This window comes from Kocuria sp. MNB10 (assembly GCF_054073685.1).
Genome location: NZ_CM133411.1, coordinates 873,749 through 890,447, shown reverse-complemented (window position 1 = coordinate 890,447; position 16,699 = coordinate 873,749). Strand labels below are relative to the sequence as shown.

The window sequence follows — 16,699 nt, the reverse complement described above, 5'->3', positions numbered from 1 at the left end:
GGGTGTCCTCCTGCGCTGAGACGGACCGCAACGGGTGCCGTGCGGGCTGGTTCGTCACGTTACGGGATCGGGCCGGAGTGCGCGACGACTACGCGGGCTCTCCGCGCACCACGTCCACGTGCACGTGGTCCAGGTGGCGCAGGATCTCGTTCGCGGGCGGCGGCGCGTTGTAGGGGTGCCAGCGCCCGGCGGGGGAGCGCGAACCCCAGACCATGTCGTCGAAGATCACGTACTGGACGTCCAGGTCCTCGGCGTGGGCCACGAGCCAGTGCGCGAGCTGCCACCCCTGCCGGCGGTTCTCCTCCGTCACGGGGCGGAAGAACACGTCGACGGCGCGCCCGTCGTAGTGCGTGGAATTCTCGCCATGTCCGTGGCCCACACCGCCCGGGGCGTAACCGCCGAGGCTCAGGGGGCCGAAGACCTCGATCATCGCGTCCCGGACCGCTTCGGCCCGGGGCGTCAGCCCGGAGGGGGTGATCTCCTGCGCCTGGAGTCCCTCGCTGCTGTGCCCGCGGCAGCGCAGGCTGGGCCCGGCGTCGTCGGGCGGGCCGTGCGTGAGACGCTCCATGACAGTCGGCTCCACGCCGGGTACCGCGGAGGCGTCCGCACCGCGCACGACGGCGGTGGTCGCGGCCTTGGCCTCCTCGCGGGTCAGAGGGACGTCCCCGTCCTGCGTGGTCACCGTGCATTCCGCCCTGCCCAGTGCGGGAGGGGCACTCGACACGAGCGAACGCAGCGGTCCCGAACCGGCCCACACGGCACCCACCACGAGGGCCAGCACCACGAGCAGACCCAACGTCCAGCCGACGGCGCGTCCCGGAGCGCGGCTCATGAGGGGGACGGGGACGTGGTGTGCGGATGCATGACGGGTCCTTGTCGGGGTGCGGTCGTGTGTCACCATGATGCCGGGTCAACCTTGCCGCGCCCCGCGTACCGGCCCGCTCCCGTGCCACCGGAGGTCATGATGAACGAACGCCCCGCGTCCCCGTGGCGGATCGAGGACGTGGACGTCCCCGGCTACCTCGCGGCATTGGACGTCGACGCCCCACAGCTCGCCGCCGCCCCGCGGGACCTGGGCCTGCTCGAACGGCTGCACCGCGCCCATGTTTTCACGTTCCCGTTCAGCAACGTGGAGGTGCTGCTCGGACGGCATCCCGGGGTGGAATTGGCGACCGCGCAGGACCAACTCGTCCGACGCCGCCGCGGCGGATACTGCTTCGAGCACTCGCAGTTGTTCGCGGCCGTTCTGGAAACGCTGGGCTTCACCGTGCGCCGCGCCCTGGGCCGCGTGCGTTCGTTCGACAGCCCCCGCACCCACATGACCGTGCTCGTGGACCTCGCCGGCACACGCTACCTGTGCGATCCCGGCTTCGGTTTCAGCATCACAGGTCCCATCCCGTTGCACGACGGCGCTCGCCGCGTGGAGGGGAACCGCACCTTCTCGATCGGGCGGGTCACGGACGAGGGCTGGCCCGTGTGGTCGTTCGAGCGGGACGGGGACATGGAACACGTGCTGGACGAGTCCACCATCCACCCCGCGGACGTGCGGATGGGCCACCTGCAGACCTCGACCGGTGCGGAGTCCATATTCCGCCATCACCTCATGGTCATGAAGCACACCCCGCGGGGCCACGTGACCGTGACCGAACACGGCACCACCGTGCGCACCCCTGGGCGGCCGACCCGGCAGCGGGAACTGACGGCCCCGGAGATCGTGACCGAGGTCCGGGATCTGGGCGTGCGGATCACCGAGGAGGAAGACGCGCAGCTCACCGACGTCGTGACCCGGATGAGGGGCTGATCGGGGCGGGATCGGCGGCCGCAGGCGGCCAGTCGTGGGGGGGCGACGGCTGCGAGCGGCCGGGACACCAGAAATTAACGCGGCACGGGCTTCGCGTTCGCAAAATTCCATCACGCCGATGGCATGATCTTCACCTGGCTGAGCATTTCCCCCGATGCTCGGCCAGTGCTGCGCCCGGAATGAGCTGACCGGGCGGGCCACAACTGAATACCCCCCCATGTAGAAAGCAGCCCCCCATGCGTTTCTTCCGTTCCTCCGTGGTGCCCGCGGCGGCCCTCGCCGTGGTCACGGCGCTGTCCCCGTTGGCGCTCTCCCCGTCATTCCTGGCCCCGGCGAACGCCGCTCCCGCAGTGGCCGCTCCCGCGGTCCGGACCGCGCCGCGGGTTCCCGAGGCGCCCGTGCTCGCGGCTCAGGCCCCCGCCCTTCCCGCGACCGCCCATCACAAACCCTTCAAGGCCGCGGGCAAGAACTCGAGCTACCACATCTACACGAACGGCATCGACCGTTCGAAGGCCGTGGGTGTGCTGTTCTACCTGGGCGGCGACTACGACAACCCCGGCGAGACCTGGGTGCACAGCCCCCAAGGGACCGCGCTCACAGCACTGGCCGCTCAGGCCCGCAAGAAGAACATGATCCTGGTGGTCCCCATCTCCCCGGACCACAAGCTTAAGCCCAACGGCATCACGTGGTGGGAGGACGCGGACGGCAACGGCGACTACTTTCGCGCGCTCAAGGACAGCCTCGTGAAGACCTACGACCTGGACACCTCCCGCGTGTGGCTCGCCGGCTACTCGGGTGGCGCGGAGTTCATCACGTACGAGCTGCTGGCCGATCGGCAGAACTGGATCCGTGGCGGCGGTGCGACAATCATCGGCGGCGGCGGTGCCAGCGGCATGCAGACCGCGCCGAGTGCCGCGGTGCGCTCCCTCCCGATCACGTGGCACGCGGGGACCAAGGACGTGGCCGGCAGCACCAACCCGCCCACGTGGTCCGCGTCCGCCGCCGCAACCCAGGGCATGAAGCGGTTCCGGGCGGACGGGTTCACCCGCACCTCCCTCAAGACCCTGCAGGGCTACAACCACGACGACTACGACATCGTGGGCCTGATCGCCCAGGGCTTGGCCACGCTGCCGCCCGCGCCGGCGACGACGGGCCAGACCGCCACACTGGGCACCCCTCAGACGTCCTGGCTGCGCGGGGCCATCCGGACCGACTACGTCGCCACGGGCGGGATGGGGACATATGGGCAACCGACGTCGGCGGAGAAGCCCACGGGCCGCGCGGGCGGGGTCTACCAGGGCTTCACGAAGAACTACACGTATTACTGGAGCCCCGCGACCGGCGCCCACCCCGTGAAGTGGGGGACCGGCATCGGTAACGCCTACAAGGCTGCCGGTCTGGAGCGCGGGTGGGGCTATCCCGTAATGGCGGAGCGCAAGATCCCCGGCGGCGCCTACCAGGACTTCCGCAACGGCAACGCCCGCTACCGCGCCATGTACTCCCCGGCCACGGGCACCCGCGTGATCAAGCTCAGCGGCGGGATCGGTACGGCCTGGCAGAAGGCCGGGCACGAACACGCGTGGGGGTACCCCGCGACCGACGAGTACGCCGTCTCCGGCGGTATGGCCCAGCGCTTTTCCCGCGGTGTGGTGGCCACGTGGCACCGCTCCACCGGCAAGGTCACGGTGAGTCGGGGGTAGCGGTACCCGACCGGTGCCCCGGACGCACGGCAACCACCGTGCGTCCGGGGCGTGCCACCCGGGGTGTTGCGTCCATGGTCCGGACGAGGGCGTGATGCCCCGGCCCCCGCGCAGGGACACGACCGGCGCCTGCAGTTTCTCGGCCAGCGCGCGGATCTGATCCGCAGCGTGCCGGGCCTGCCCGTGCGCTGGGTCGACGACGTCGTGGCCGCGGTGGCCCGGCGGGTCGTGCGCCCCGGGGAAGCCGTCGCGGAGTCCGCGCTCAACGAGCGGCTGCGGATGTTCGTGCTCGACGTCGCGTTCTTCCGCCGGCACGCCGTGGACATGGGAGTGCTCAGGCGCGCCCCGGACGGGACCCGGTACGAACTGACCGAGGATTGAGCGGGGGCCGCGGCGCGAGGGGCCGGCCGCACCATCGATACGGAGGGTTCCCGCGGCCTCCGTCGGCTTCGGTTCTACGGAGCCGTCCGGTGGGGAGCGCCGGATAACGGTTGCCTTGGACCGGCCCGCGAATGACGAAGTCCCGCCCGACCTTCCGGTCGAACGGGACTTCTTGCGGTGCGCGAGGGGGGAGTTGAACCCCCACGCCCTCTCGGGCACACGGACCTGAACCGTGCGCGTCTGCCTATTCCGCCACTCGCGCTCGTTGTTCCACGCGGCATTCGCCGGTGAGCAACGTCGAAAAGAATACCTGACGCGTGCGACGTTTGGCGAATCGCGGCGTCGTCGAACTCTCGGTAGGGGCGACGGCGCTGTGGCGCCTCAGATGCTCACCGTGAGTCCCGCCCACGTGACGCCGGCGCAGAACAGTCCGGCGAGCGCGTAGAGCGTCACCGGGACCAGCAGGGCGATCTCCCGGGCGGAGCCCGCGTTGCCGAGCACGGGGAAGCGCACGAACGAGCGGCCTTTGTAGAACGTGGTGGGCAGCGGCAGGGACGTGCGCAGGGGCCACAACAGGTGGATCCCCTGGGTCGTGAGCAGGTCCCCCAGCATGTGCACGGCGCACCCGAGACCCACGGCCACCACGAACCAGCGCGGGTTCTGCGGGGGATTCGCCGCGACGAACGCCCCCAGCAGGATGCCCACGATCCAGTTCGCGTGGGAGAGCCGGTCCGGGACGAACGCCAGGACCTTCACCGCGCACGCGATGAGCAGCACGGACAGCACCGCCGCCAGGGGCCACACCTGTCCTGGTAACGACGCCGCGGCGTCCGGGATCTCTCCAGCCTGACCTTCCGCCCCGGGCCAGGAGAAGGAGTTCCAGCGTAGGGCGTCCCCCACGGGGACGGACGCGCGCTGGGACAACAGCGCGAGGACGATGATCAGGAGCAGCCCCACGAGCGAGTGTGTGGCCCTGCGGTGGCCCCCGGAGAGTTTGCCGACCGCCCGGGCCACCCACGTGGACAGTGGCGGGAGGGAGCGGGCGACCGTGCCCCCGGGGTGGTCGAGATCCGGGAGCAGGGCCGCGCCGGCGCAGATCAGCGCGCCGGTGATGACGCCGGGGTCGCCCACGGGCATCACCCCCAAACCCACCGGAACGGAGACGTCGGCGAGGTGCACGGTGTAGGTACCGGTCAGCGCCACCCACGCGGCTGCACCGCACGCGGCATGGCTGGGGCCCATCATCGGGGGAACCTGGGCATGGTGGTGGTCCTCTCAAGACCTCGGGGAAGAAGCAGACCCCAGGGTAGGAACCGGTTCCGACCTGCATAAGCGGCTGCGGAGGCCGCCTCGGCGACCTGCTCGGATCCGCACTGTGCGCGGCAGTCGACCACCGCGCGTCCATGCCCCGCGCCATCCGTTCACGACGGTCGGTGCACCGCGCCTCAGTCACCCGCGTGGGGCCATGTCCTGCCCTGCCGAACCAGCGTGGGTGGGTCCGCGCACCACCCCTCGATTCGTGAGCGTGAAGCGTCAGTCCAAAGACTTGGGGTTCCAGGGGAGCTGCTGATCGCACCCCGGTGTGAGCCAGGCCTTGATGAAGCCGCCCGTCTGGTGCAGGTACTGCATGAGCAGGCTCTTGCCCGTGATGTGGAAGTCCACGGCGGACATGCGTAGCTCACCGGGATAACAGCGGGAGAGGATGAGCCGCGATCGGGGCGCGTGCTGGGTGAAGGTCACGGCGGTCACGGTGTCCCACCCGCGTTCCTCGAAAAGCTTCTGCAGCTCCATGGCCTCGCCCTGGGTCGTGGACGGATCCGGTTTGAAGCAGATCACCTCCACGCCCTCCCGGGGCGCGCAGAACGGGCGGGTCGAGTAGTACTCCTGCATCTGCGGTGGTTCGTACGGCTGGGGGTCCGGGGCGGAGATCACCAGCGTGTCCGCCACGTGCTGGTTGAACACGAGGTCCTCCGCGTAGGCCATGCGGGACGTGTCCGGCGGTCCGAGCACGAACACCGCGTCAGATCGTTTCGGCGGATCCACGCGGGGGTTGTCCAGCACGGCGTGGCACACCGCGAGCCACAGCACCATGAGGATCGTCAGGACGGTCAACACCAGCAGGGGCCACCGCCGCTTCTTGGCGAGGGTCTGCCCGGGGGCCGCGTGTGCCACGGATGTCCTTCCGATGTGGGGCTTTACAGGAATGCCGCGGATATCATCTCATCCAGCGGAACCCCTTCCGAGGCTTCTGCATCTCGTACCGGTAAACACCCACCAAGGAGTCAGCTCATGCGCTCGAACGACCACCTCGAACGTTCGATGATCTGCCAGGTTCCGCTCCGGTGGGGGGACATGGACTCGTACGGCCACGTGAACAACGTGGAGGTCGTCCGTGTGCTCGAGGAAGCGCGCATCGCCGCGTTCGGCGTCCCCGTAGGCACGGGCGAGCAGGTCCTGCCGGCCAAGATCCCCTTGTTCTCAGTGCTCCCGGAGGGCACCCAGGCGCTGATCGCCGAGCATCGGGTCAAGTACTTGCGCCCCCTGGCGTACCGCAACGTCCCCGTGGATGTGCGCGTGTGGGTGGTCTCCGCCCGGGCCGCCACCCTGGTCCTGGGATTCGAGATCCTAGACTTCGCCGACGGCGCTCCCTGCGTCCGCGCGCAGACCCAGCTCGCGTTCTACCTCCCGAGCACGCGCACGGTGGTGCGCCTGACCCCCGAACAACGCGAACTGCTGGAACCGTATACGGCGCCGTCGCCGTTCTGACCTGCGCACACCCGCGCACCGCGCCGACGTCGCTCAGGCGGCGAGCTTCACCGGGGTCCGCAACCGCAGCTGCGCGCGGGTGCGCAGGATGTGGCCGCTTTCCGGCAAGACCCGCCACGTCCACCACAGCACGGCGTGGGAGTCCGGGTCCGCGTGGCACGTGGCAGCGGTGACCGCCGCGGGGTCCTCGGTGTCCTGGACGCACACCGCCAGGGGCGCCGCATCCAGGGTGTCGTGCAGGCGCGCGAGCTCCCGCTGCAGACCGCGAGGGGAGTGCTCGGTGACCGTGCAGCCCACTTCCACGTGCGAGGCGAACGGCGTGGGGTGGGCGATGCTGCACAGCGTGGGCAGTTGCGCTGCGGTGTCCTCGAACAGACCCACGGTCTCGACCCACTGCTCCCCGGCGTGGGTGATCACGCACTGGTGGTGCAAGGAACCCACACGCAGTTCCACGACCGTGTGCTCGTCCACTCGCAGCGAGCGCCCGGCCGGTGCGTCCAGCACGCCCAGGTCCGTGCGGTACCCGAACTGTTCCGGGCGGCACACGACATGCCCGTGCAACGGGGTCAGCCAGCGATGCTCCATAGCCTTGTTCTCCCTCTTCGGCCCCGCGGCAGTCCGCCGCATCGGCTTTACAGAAGAAAATATCCACCAAGCGGGTGCGCGAGCAAGCACCGGAAGGTCACCGTTTGATGACGACGCATATATGCCACCCGGGCCCACACGGACGCGGTGCGTGCCGGAACGGCTGCGGTGACAGGGGCTGGATCAGGGCAGCGGACGGCCCCGCGCCGCCGTCCACAGTGCGTACCAGTCCTCGTGGGTCATGAGCTCGGCGGCCCGCGGCGCCTGCGCGCACGCGGCGATCCGCTGCGGGTTCAAGGTCCCCACCATCGGGCGGATACCGTACGGGTGGCGCAGCAACCAACCCACCACCACGGCCTCGCGGGACACGCCCATGCGCTGGGCGAGCTGCTCCACGAGGGCGCTCGTCCGCCGTACGGGGTCCTCGTTCGCACCGCCGGAGGACGACGCCGCACCCCCGGTCTCCGCACCGCCCATCCCGTCCTCCCCGGACGAGGCAGCCGGCGCGGACGTAGCTCCGGACGCGGGCGCGGGTGCACCCGAATAGATCCCGCCGGCCATGGCACCCCATGCCTGCAACTCGATCTCGTCCGCGATGCACTGGGCGAGCAGCCCACCGGGGAACGACACCCCGGTCCCCTCCGGGTGATTGGCGAGCACCTGGGACTCCACGAAATCGCGGTGCGCCAGGCTCATCTGGATCTGCACCGCGGTCACGGGCACGCTCAACAGTTGTTGGAACGCGGCCACGTGATGCGGCGTCATGTTGGACAGCCCCACGGAACCGATCAGGCCCTCACGGTGCAGTTCGTCCAGGGCCCGCGCGGTCTCGCCCAGGGGTGTGAGCGGATCCGGGCGGTGCAGGAACAACCGCTCCACGTGGTCCACGCCGAGCCGCTGCAGGGACCCCTCCAGGGAGGACCGCACGGAGTCACGGTCGAGTCGGTAGTGGACGGGTGAGCCCTGGGGCCCGGTGTTACCCGGCAGCTTGATCCCGCACTTGGTCTGGATCCGCACCGCGCGCCGCAGCAGGGCGTCCTCGGCCAGGATGCGACCGAACAGGGTTTCAGAGGCGCCGCCGATGTAGATGTCCGCGTGGTCGAAGAGTTCGAACCCGGCCCGGTGCGCGGCGTACACGGCCTCGCGAGCGACGTCGTACTGGGACGCCGGGACGGACTCCTGACCCCAGGAGCCACCCAGGGTCATGCACCCGTAGATCAGGGGATTGCTCACGGGCGCCCGCCCTGCTGCTCGGCGCCGCGGCGCAGGCGGGCGGCCTCGGCGAACGCGGCGGCGGCCTCGTCGAGTTTGCCCGTGCTCTCGTAGACCGTTCCGAGCTCCGTGAAACAGTCGGAGCGGTCGCGCAGGGAATCGGGGACCTCCTCGTAGAAGTCCACGGCGCGGTTGTACGCGGTCACAGCCTGCGCGTTGCGCTGGGTCTCGCGGTAGACCCGTGCGAGGTTGCTGTAGCAGTCGGCCTGGTCGCGGGGTTCGTGGGGGGCGTCCAGGTACTGGCCCAGGGCGTCCAACAACTGGGTCTCGGCCGCGCGCAACTCCCCGGTCTCGACCAGCAGGGACCCCAGGATCAGGTGCGCGCGGGCCTTATGCTTGCCACTGCCCGGGAGCTGGGAGAAGTACTCGAGCGCGGTGCGGTATTCCGCCACGGCTTTGCTGGTGCGTTCCATGACCACGTAGATGTGGCCCAGGTTGTAGTGGCACGCGGCGAGTTCCTTGGCGGTGTCGCCGGATTCGTGGAACAGCTCGATGGCCTGTCGGTACGCGGTCTCCGCGAGGTCGTGCTCACCGCGGTCCTCGGCGTCCAGAGCACGCGTGAAATAACCGTTGCCGTCATCCGAGTAACTCATCAGATCAACCTCCCGGGACCCAGTAAGAATCTAAGGATGCTACATGGTGGGCCGATTCGGAACCCGGCTGCTAATCTCAAAACCACACTCTCCCAGGAGGTCAGGATGGCAGTACAGAACACCGCACCGGGGCAGGACTCGCGCGATCCCCGCCACGCAGCAGCCCCGGACGACGAGCATGCTTCCGTGATCCGTCACGAGGAGCGTCTGGTGATCAACCGCGAGGAGGAGGTCACCGGCCGTGCCCGGCTGCGCAAGTACGTGGTGAGTGAGCCCGTCCGCCAGGAGGTCACCCTCGCCTCGGAGGAGGCCAACGTGGTGCGCACCCCCATCACCGAGGAGGAGCGTCAGGCGTTCCTGGACGGTCGCGAGCTGCCCGTGGGTGAGGACGAACTGATCCTGTACCGCACCGAGCCCGTGGTGCAGACCATGCGGGTCCCGTACCAGCGTGTCCGCCTGGTCGCCGAGCGTGTCGAGCGCACCGAGGTGATCGAGGAGACCCTCCGCAAGGAGCGCGTGGACATCGAGACGGACGAGCGCCCCGCGCACTGAGCCACGCGGCGTCGCCCGCGGCAAGAGCTTCCAACGGACCGGCATCTCCGAGCGGGGTGCCGGTCCGTCGTCGTCCGCCCTCGCGACGGAACCCCCGGCCAGCGGCACCCGCGGTGGATGCGGCGTCGTCCGCGTCCGCGTCACAGGGTGACGACGCCGCTGCGGCATCAGGGTGCCCGCGGGGTAGTTTGGTGGGGTGAACGAAACGACCCTGACCCTGATCCGCCACGGCCAGACGGACTGGAACCTGCAACGGTTGTTGCAGGGCCGCACGGACATCCCCCTCAACGACACGGGCAGGGAACAGGCCCGCGCGGTGGGCCGGGAACTCGCGGCGTCGGGGCGACACTGGGATGCGCTGGTCTCCTCTCCCCTGCAGCGCGCACGGGAGACGGCCCGGATCATCGGGGCGCAGCTCGGACTCGCGCCGGCGGGGACCTACGCGGACCTCGCGGAGCGCTCCTTCGGGGACGCGGAGGGCTACGACTGCACCGGGATGACAGAGGACGAGCGGCACGCGTTCATGGAGGAGCACGGTGAGGCGGCCGAGCACGTGGTGCAGCGGGGGATCGCGGTACTGCGCGAGATCGCCGCGCGGTACCCGCAGCAGGACGTGATGATCGTGGCCCACGGGACGTTCATCCGCCTGACCGCGGGCCGGATCCTGGGGGTCGAGCTGCCGAGCCTGCAGAACGGGGAAGTGGTCGAGGTGACCACGCAGCAGCTGGCTGCCGCCCCCTGACCGACCTACCGGACTACTGCTCTGCGCCCGGGCGAGCGGCCGCGGTCTCGGTGGCCTCCGTGCGGGCCGGACGGTGCGCGTACATCAGCGCGAGTCCGGTGAAGACGAAACCACCCACCAGGTTGCCCAGCAGCACAGGGATCTGGTTCCAGATCCACCAGTCGCCCAGCCCCACGTCCGCGCCCATGAGCATGCCCATGGGGATCATGAAGAAGTTGACCACGGCGTGCTCGAAGCCCAGGCCGAAGAACGCCATGATGGGCAGCCAGATGGCGGCGATCTTGCCGATGGTGTCCTTGGAGACCATGCCCATGAACACGCCCAGGGACACGAGCCAGTTGCACAGCACGGCCTTGACGAACACCGTGACCATGCCCGCGAAGCCCATGGCCTGGTAGGCAGTGGTCTTGGCCGCAGCAGTGTCGGCGAACTTCTTGCCCAGCGCGCCGGCGTCGTGGGAGCCGAAGCCCGTGAGGGTGCCCGCGTAGAGCAGGGCGAACAGCGCAGCCCCGATGATGTGGCCGATGGTCACCATCAGGCAGTACCGGGCCACGGCCGACCACGGGACGAGTCCGCGCAGCGCGGCCATGGGGGTCAGGGCGAAGCCGCCGGTGAGCAGCTCCATGCCCATGAGGATCACGATGGTGATGCCGGCGGGGAAGAGCAGGGCGCCCACCACGGGCGAGCCGGAGCTCACGGTGGCCGACACCGCGAACGAGGTGGTGGCCGCGAGCACGGCACCGCCCAGCACGCCGCGCAGCACGAGGGCGCCGGAGGGCGCTGTGGCCTTGGCCTCCCCGGCGGTGACGGCGTTCGCCACCACATCCAATGGGTTCACGTTGGTCATGACTGCTCTGCTTTCTGTCGTGGGGGGGGGCTGCGCCCCGGCTGCGGGGTCGCCCTGGCTGCGGGGTCACGGGCACCCGCAGTCGCCGGTGGGCGGGGTGCGAGGGGAAAACCGTAACTGCATGAGTGTAGGGCCGTGCAACGCTCGCGCGAACACGCGCGGCGCCTGGTCCCGGTGCTCGCGGGGTCCTATGGTGGTGGAACATGCGGCAGTGTGGCCGTGGGTTAGGCAGACGTCATGGGTTCCGGGGCGAGCGGTCCGGCGGAGGTCTGTGTGCCGTGCCCCACCGGGCACCACGAGCCACGCCGTGGAGTGACATCCCAACTCAACGACAGCTAAGGCGTGATGCAGCAGTGACCTCTCCTCAAGCCACCACCCAGGCCATCCCCACGGTGTGGCAGCGGCCGCGATGGAGTGCAGAGCAGGCGTGGCTCAACGAGTACTACCGCTCGGTCCCGGATGCGGACATGGCGGGCACGGACCAGCAGGTGCTCACGGAACGGGCGGAGAGCCACCGGGAGGTCGGGCGCAGCCGCCGGACGGACGAACTGTGCATCGAGGTCCGGGAGGACCACGGGGACACCGTGCTGTACATGGTCACCACGGACATGCCGTTCCTGGTGTCCACGCTGACCACGGAGATCGCCGCCAACTGGGGTGGCGCGAAGCTCGTGCTGCACCCGCTGCTGCTCGCCGCACGTGACTCCGAGGACGTGCTGAGATCCCTGGGGGAGGTCCCCAACATCTCCGCGGTCTCCTCCGGGGACACCACCTCGATCCCCATCACGGACGAGCTCGTGGGCGGCGCCGCCGGTGGGCGCTCACACACCGCCGTGGAGTCCTGGATCCGCGTGGAGCTGCACCGCACCCTGGACGAGCAGGCCCGCGGGGAGCTCGCGCGCCACATCGAGGCGCTCGTGGCGGACGTGCGCCGGGTTGCGGAGGACCAGGAGGCCATGCTGGAGCAGGCCCGACGCATCGCCGACTCCCTCGCGCCCCTGGAGGACATCACGTTCGAGGACGGCTCGCGGCTGCCGGACGTGGGCGCGTCCCAGGAGTTCCTGGAGTGGCTGCGCGGCGGCAATTTCGTGTTCATGGGCATCAAGCGCTACGACCTCGAGGTGGACGGCGAGGACGCCGTGCTGCACTCGCGACCGGACACGGGCCTGGGGCTACTGCGGGAGCAGGGCACCGAGGGCCATGCCCAGAAGCTCACGGGCCTGGGCAGCGCCCACGCGCGCGACCACCAGGTGGTGTTCGTGACCAAGGCCAACCGCCGCTCCTCGATCCACCGCCGCGAGTACCTGGACTACATCGGGGTGCGCACGTTCGCCGAGAACGGGGATGTGGATGGCGAGTACCTGATCCTCGGGCTGTTCTCCCGCCACGCCTACTCGGTCCCGGCCCAGCAGACCCCGCTCGTGCGCGAGAAGGTGCAGCGGGTGGTCGAGCGCTTCGGCTTCCTCCCGGACTCCCACTCCGCCCGTGACCTCATGGGCATCATCGAGGACTACCCACGGGACGAGCTGTTCCACATGTCCGCGGAGAAGCTCTACGAGACCGCGGGGGGTGTGCTGGGGCTCAACGAACGTCGCCAGACCCGTCTGTTCCTGCGCCAGGACACCTTTGGGCGCTTCATGTCCGCCGTGGTGTTCCTGCCCAGGGACCGCTACAACACCTCGGTGCGCCAGCGCATCGAGGCCCAGCTGTTCGAGGTCTTCGACGCCGAGGCCATCGACTTCGAGGTGCGCCTGACCTCCTCCTCCCTGGCCCGCCTGTTCTTCCGCATCCGGCTGCCCTACACGGGTGAGGTGCGGGACTTCGACCACGAGGACCTCGAAGCCCGCCTGCGCGCGGCGGTGCGCTCCTGGCCCGAGTCCCTGGGCCGGGCGATCGGCCTGGAGTTCGAGGATGACAAGGCCGGTGCGCTGGGCCCCGTGTGGGAGAACGCGTTCCCGGGCTCGTACCGCGAGGACTACGAGATCGAGGAGGCCATCCAGGACCTCAAGCGCTGCGAGGAGCTGTGGGGCCGCGACCCTGACCTGCCCGCGGAGGTGCGCGTGGCGCAGACGGCGGACGGCCAGGTCCGGCTGAACATCTACCTCACCCAGGCGCTGTCCCTCACCGAGCTGCTGCCGCTGCTGCACAACATGGGCCTGACCGTGCTGGACCAGCGCCCCTACACGGTCACCCCCGCGGACGGGCGCGAGTTCCAGCTCTACGACTTCGGTGTGGAGCTGCCCGAGGGTGTGGACCCCCAGGGCCCCGAGGACGCCAAGACGGAGGACCTCATCGAGCACACCCTGTGCGCGGTGCTCTCCAACCGCTCCGAGTCGGACAGCCTGGACCGCCTGGTGCTCACCGAGCGCATGGGCTGGCGCACCGTGGCCGTGCTGCGCGCCTACGTGCGCTACCTGCTGCAGCTGAACTACCCCAACTCGTTCGAGTTCATCGCGGACACTCTGGTGGACTACCCGCGGGCCACCCACGAGCTCGCGGAGCTGTTCTCGGCGAGCTTCGACCCCTCCCGCTTCACCGACGACGACGCCGCCCGCGACGAGGCGCGCAACGGCGCCCTGGAGCGCTTGGCCGGGGTGCTCGACGAGGTCCCCAGCCTGAATGCGGACCGGCTGTTCCGCGCGCTCGCGGACGTGGTCACGGCCACGCTGCGCACCAACGTGTTCCAGAGCCGGCCCACCATGGCGTTCAAACTGGACCCGGCGGCCATCCCCGCGGCCCCGCAACCGCGCCCGGCCTTCGAGATCTGGGTGTGGTCCCCGCGCGTGGAGGGCACGCACCTGCGTTTCGGCCAGGTGGCCCGCGGCGGTCTGCGCTGGTCCGACCGGCGCGAGGACTTCCGCACCGAGGTGCTGGGGCTGGTCAAGGCGCAGATGGTCAAGAACGCGGTGATCGTGCCCACGGGTGCGAAAGGTGGGTTCTTCCCCAAGCAGCTGCCGGATCCCGCGACCGACCGCGAGGGCTGGCTGACCGAGGGTCGGGAGGCCTACAAGCTGTTCATTACCTCCCTGCTGGACGTCACCGACAACATCGAGCGCGATGCCGAGACCGGCACCGCGCAGGACGGGACCGGCGAGACCGCGCGGGACACGGCGTCGTCGTCCCGCGGTGATGCCACCCCGGGCTCCGAGGGCGGTGCGAGCGAGTCGGCCGAGACCTCCGGTGTGGCCGGGGACACCGTGGTGCACCCCGAGAACGTGGTGCGCCGCGACGACGACGACTCCTACCTGGTGGTCGCCGCGGACAAGGGCACGGCCGCGTTCTCCGACACCGCGAACGCGATCTCCCTGGAGCGCGGCTTCTGGCTCGGTGACGCGTTCGCGTCCGGTGGGTCCGTGGGTTACGACCACAAGGCCATGGGCATCACCGCCCGCGGCGCGTGGGAGTCCGTGAAGCGCCACTTCTTCGAGCTGGGCGTGGACACCCAGTCCGAGGCGTTCACCGTGGTGGGCGTGGGCGACATGTCCGGGGACGTGTTCGGCAACGGCATGCTGCTGTCCGAGCACATCCACCTGATCGCCGCGTTCGACCACCGGGACATCTTCCTGGACCCCGCCCCGAACGCCGCGGCCTCCTACCAGGAGCGCGAACGGCTGTTCACCGCCGGGCGCACCTCGTGGCAGGACTTCGACCGGGACGTGATTTCCGAGGGCGGCGGCGTGTACTCGCGCCGGGACAAGTCCGTGCCCATCACTCCGCAGGTGCGCGAGGCGCTCGGGATCGAGGACGACGTCGAGTCGCTCAGCCCGCAGGAACTCGTGCGCAGGGTGCTGCTCGCGCCCGCGGACCTTTTGTACAACGGTGGCATCGGTACCTACGTGAAGGCGTCCACCGAGACCAACCAGGAGGTCGGGGACAAGGCCAACGACGCCATCCGCGTCAACGGCGAGGACCTGCGCGTCAAGGTCATCGGTGAGGGCGGCAACCTGGGGGCCACCCAGCTCGGGCGCACCGAGGCCGCGCTGAACGGGATCCTGGTCAACACGGACGCGATCGACAACTCCGGCGGCGTGGAGTCCTCCGACCGCGAGGTCAATATCAAGATCCTGGTGGACGGCATGGTCCAGGCCGGCCTGCTCTCCACGGACGAGCGCGCGGAGTTCATCGAGTCCATGACGGACGCGGTCGCCGAACTCGTACTCCGCACCAACGTGGCCCAGAACGTCCTGCTGACCACCGAGCGCGCTCGCGGTGTGGAATTCACCGAGACGTTCATCCGGCTCATGCACTGGTTGGAGGAGCACGCGGACCTCAACCGGGAGCTGGAGTTCCTGCCCTCCGACTCCGAGCTGCGCGAGCGGGCCGCCCAGGGCCAGCCCCTGACCGGCCCGGAGCTGTCCGTGCTCACGGCGTACGCGAAGATCCAGCTCTCCGCGGCACTCGTGGACAGCGACCTCGCGGACGACCCCTGGTTCCACCGCACGCTGTCCCAGTACTTCCCGGCCCAGATCCGGGAGCGCTTCGATGACAAGCTGGACACCCACCCGTTGCGCCGGGAGATCATCGCCACCGTGGTGGCCAACCAGATCATCAACTACGGCGGGATCGCCTTCGCGTACCGCGTGGTGGACGACTCCGGTTCGGACCTCGTGGACGTGGCCCGCGCGTTCACTGTGGCCATGGAGATCTTCGAGCTCGAGAGCTATGCCACCCGCCACGCCCAGCTGGACGCGGAGGTGCCCCTGGAGCTGTGGAACCGGATGTCGCTGCGCATGCGGCGGCTGCTGGACCGCGTGGTCCGCTGGTTCCTGCACCGCCAGGACACCGACTCCGGAATCCAGGAGCTCGTGGAGATGTACCGGCCCATCGTGGCACTGCGCTTCGGCAACGACCGCTTGCTGGGCGAGGAATCCGCCGAGCGCGCCCGGACCGAGGCCGAGCTCGCCGAGCGCCAGGGCGTGCCCCGCGCACTCGCCGTGGAATGGGCGGAACTGCTCGACGCGTTCGCACTGCTCGACGTCGCCCGGCTCGCCCAGGCGCAGGGCATCGCGGCGTACGAGCCCGGCGACGCCGCGGCGTCGCCGGACGACACCGCGCAGGGTTCCGGCGAGGGCGTGACCGTGCAGATGATCGCCCGCGTGTACTTCGCCCTGTTCGACCGCTACGGCCTGGAGAACCTGCTCAACCGGATCACGGCCCTGCCGCAGACCACGCGGTGGGAGAACATGGCCCGGATCGCCATGCGCGAGGACCTGTACTCCACGCTCGTGGCGCTCGCGGGTCAGGCACTGGACTCCCCGGGGGACAACGCCCAGGAGAAGGTCCAGGCGTGGGAGCAGGAGAACGCGGACCGGCTCGAGCGGTTGCGGGAGGTCCTGGACGAGATCGAGTCCATGGCCGACAGCGGAGACGCCGGCGTCGAACTCGCCGCGCTGTCCGTGGCGCTACGGACGCTGCGCAGCGCACTGACCGACTGAGTCGGGACGTGACCGGGGGCCCGGG

14 protein-coding genes and 1 tRNA gene are annotated in these 16,699 nt (G+C 69.8%); 7 read left to right on the top strand and 8 right to left on the bottom strand.

Going from position 1 to position 16,699, the window contains the following annotated elements; translation table 11 throughout:
- Nucleotides 1-88: 88 nt before the first annotated feature.
- Nucleotides 89-832 (bottom strand): hypothetical protein, encoded by a 744-nt coding sequence (locus tag ACW9PK_RS03895; protein ID WP_368844637.1) that lies wholly within the window; start codon nt 830-832, stop codon nt 89-91.
- A 129-nt stretch (nt 833-961) separates the two neighbouring features.
- Between ACW9PK_RS03895 and ACW9PK_RS03890 the strand changes: the two genes are divergently transcribed.
- The 3 genes from ACW9PK_RS03890 to ACW9PK_RS03880 all read left to right on the top strand — a co-directional run bounded on the left by ACW9PK_RS03890 (nt 962) and on the right by ACW9PK_RS03880 (nt 3,882).
- The gene (locus ACW9PK_RS03890) at nt 962-1,801 is read left to right on the top strand and encodes an arylamine N-acetyltransferase family protein (RefSeq protein ID WP_457016618.1); all 840 of its coding nucleotides are present in this window, start codon (nt 962-964) and stop codon (nt 1,799-1,801) included.
- Nucleotides 1,802-2,037: 236 nt separating this feature from the next.
- The gene (locus ACW9PK_RS03885; RefSeq protein WP_457016616.1) at nt 2,038-3,501 is read left to right on the top strand and encodes a hypothetical protein; all 1,464 of its coding nucleotides are present in this window, start codon (nt 2,038-2,040) and stop codon (nt 3,499-3,501) included.
- Between the two features lie 168 nt (nt 3,502-3,669).
- On the top strand, nt 3,670-3,882 hold the full coding sequence (locus tag ACW9PK_RS03880; RefSeq protein WP_064845580.1) for a DUF2087 domain-containing protein: 213 nt from the start codon (nt 3,670-3,672) through the stop codon (nt 3,880-3,882).
- Nucleotides 3,883-4,060: 178 nt separating this feature from the next.
- On the opposite strand, the gene ACW9PK_RS03875 is transcribed toward ACW9PK_RS03880, so the two are convergent.
- The 3 genes from ACW9PK_RS03875 to ACW9PK_RS03865 all read right to left on the bottom strand — a co-directional run bounded on the left by ACW9PK_RS03875 (nt 4,061) and on the right by ACW9PK_RS03865 (nt 6,054).
- A tRNA-Leu gene (locus tag ACW9PK_RS03875) sits at nt 4,061-4,144 on the bottom strand.
- 119 nt (nt 4,145-4,263) lie between these two features.
- The gene (locus ACW9PK_RS03870) at nt 4,264-5,127 is read right to left on the bottom strand and encodes a metal-dependent hydrolase (RefSeq protein WP_144931586.1); all 864 of its coding nucleotides are present in this window, start codon (nt 5,125-5,127) and stop codon (nt 4,264-4,266) included.
- A 288-nt stretch (nt 5,128-5,415) separates the two neighbouring features.
- On the bottom strand, nt 5,416-6,054 hold the full coding sequence (locus ACW9PK_RS03865) for a YdcF family protein (RefSeq protein ID WP_457016613.1): 639 nt from the start codon (nt 6,052-6,054) through the stop codon (nt 5,416-5,418).
- A 117-nt stretch (nt 6,055-6,171) separates the two neighbouring features.
- Between ACW9PK_RS03865 and ACW9PK_RS03860 the strand changes: the two genes are divergently transcribed.
- Nucleotides 6,172-6,648, top strand: a complete 477-nt coding sequence (locus ACW9PK_RS03860; protein WP_085106522.1) for an acyl-CoA thioesterase — start codon at nt 6,172-6,174, stop codon at nt 6,646-6,648.
- Between the two features lie 33 nt (nt 6,649-6,681).
- Here ACW9PK_RS03860 and ACW9PK_RS03855 read toward each other — a convergent pair whose 3' ends face one another.
- From ACW9PK_RS03855 to ACW9PK_RS03845, 3 genes are all read right to left on the bottom strand, one after another.
- Nucleotides 6,682-7,233, bottom strand: coding sequence for a DUF2617 family protein (locus ACW9PK_RS03855; protein WP_064845577.1), 552 nt, complete (start codon nt 7,231-7,233; stop codon nt 6,682-6,684).
- A 183-nt stretch (nt 7,234-7,416) separates the two neighbouring features.
- The gene (locus ACW9PK_RS03850; protein ID WP_457016611.1) at nt 7,417-8,466 is read right to left on the bottom strand and encodes an aldo/keto reductase; all 1,050 of its coding nucleotides are present in this window, start codon (nt 8,464-8,466) and stop codon (nt 7,417-7,419) included.
- Nucleotides 8,463-9,098 carry a tetratricopeptide repeat protein gene (locus ACW9PK_RS03845; RefSeq protein WP_368844870.1) on the bottom strand — a complete coding sequence of 212 codons (636 nt, stop codon included), beginning with the start codon at nt 9,096-9,098 and terminating at the stop codon, nt 8,463-8,465. Before ACW9PK_RS03845 ends, ACW9PK_RS03850 begins: the two co-directional genes overlap by 4 nt.
- 105 nt (nt 9,099-9,203) lie before the next feature.
- On the opposite strand from ACW9PK_RS03845, the gene ACW9PK_RS03840 reads away from it, so the two are divergent.
- Both ACW9PK_RS03840 and ACW9PK_RS03835 read left to right on the top strand, forming a co-directional pair.
- Nucleotides 9,204-9,650, top strand: a complete 447-nt coding sequence (locus ACW9PK_RS03840; protein ID WP_064845575.1) for a YsnF/AvaK domain-containing protein — start codon at nt 9,204-9,206, stop codon at nt 9,648-9,650.
- 196 nt (nt 9,651-9,846) lie between these two features.
- A complete protein-coding gene (locus tag ACW9PK_RS03835) occupies nt 9,847-10,392 on the top strand; it encodes a histidine phosphatase family protein (protein WP_167318881.1) in 546 nt (181 codons plus the stop codon).
- Between the two features lie 13 nt (nt 10,393-10,405).
- Here ACW9PK_RS03835 and ACW9PK_RS03830 read toward each other — a convergent pair whose 3' ends face one another.
- The gene (locus ACW9PK_RS03830; protein ID WP_085106519.1) at nt 10,406-11,239 is read right to left on the bottom strand and encodes a formate/nitrite transporter family protein; all 834 of its coding nucleotides are present in this window, start codon (nt 11,237-11,239) and stop codon (nt 10,406-10,408) included.
- 353 nt (nt 11,240-11,592) lie between these two features.
- Here ACW9PK_RS03830 and ACW9PK_RS03825 point away from each other — a divergent pair, with 353 nt between their 5' ends.
- Complete coding sequence (locus tag ACW9PK_RS03825) at nt 11,593-16,674, top strand: NAD-glutamate dehydrogenase (RefSeq protein WP_457016607.1); 5,082 nt, start codon at nt 11,593-11,595, stop codon at nt 16,672-16,674.
- Nucleotides 16,675-16,699: the final 25 nt, after the last annotated feature.

Coding starts and splice junctions, on each gene's coding strand:
- ACW9PK_RS03895 (WP_368844637.1), bottom strand. CDS start 832: ATGAGCCGCGCTCCGGGACGCGCCGTCGGCTGGACGTTGGGTCTGCTC.
- ACW9PK_RS03890 (WP_457016618.1), top strand. CDS start 962: ATGATGAACGAACGCCCCGCGTCCCCGTGGCGGATCGAGGACGTGGAC.
- ACW9PK_RS03885 (WP_457016616.1), top strand. CDS start 2,038: ATGCGTTTCTTCCGTTCCTCCGTGGTGCCCGCGGCGGCCCTCGCCGTG.
- ACW9PK_RS03870 (WP_144931586.1), bottom strand. CDS start 5,127: ATGATGGGCCCCAGCCATGCCGCGTGCGGTGCAGCCGCGTGGGTGGCG.
- ACW9PK_RS03860 (WP_085106522.1), top strand. CDS start 6,172: ATGCGCTCGAACGACCACCTCGAACGTTCGATGATCTGCCAGGTTCCG.
- ACW9PK_RS03855 (WP_064845577.1), bottom strand. CDS start 7,233: ATGGAGCATCGCTGGCTGACCCCGTTGCACGGGCATGTCGTGTGCCGC.
- ACW9PK_RS03845 (WP_368844870.1), bottom strand. CDS start 9,098: ATGAGTTACTCGGATGACGGCAACGGTTATTTCACGCGTGCTCTGGAC.
- ACW9PK_RS03840 (WP_064845575.1), top strand. CDS start 9,204: ATGGCAGTACAGAACACCGCACCGGGGCAGGACTCGCGCGATCCCCGC.
- ACW9PK_RS03830 (WP_085106519.1), bottom strand. CDS start 11,239: ATGACCAACGTGAACCCATTGGATGTGGTGGCGAACGCCGTCACCGCC.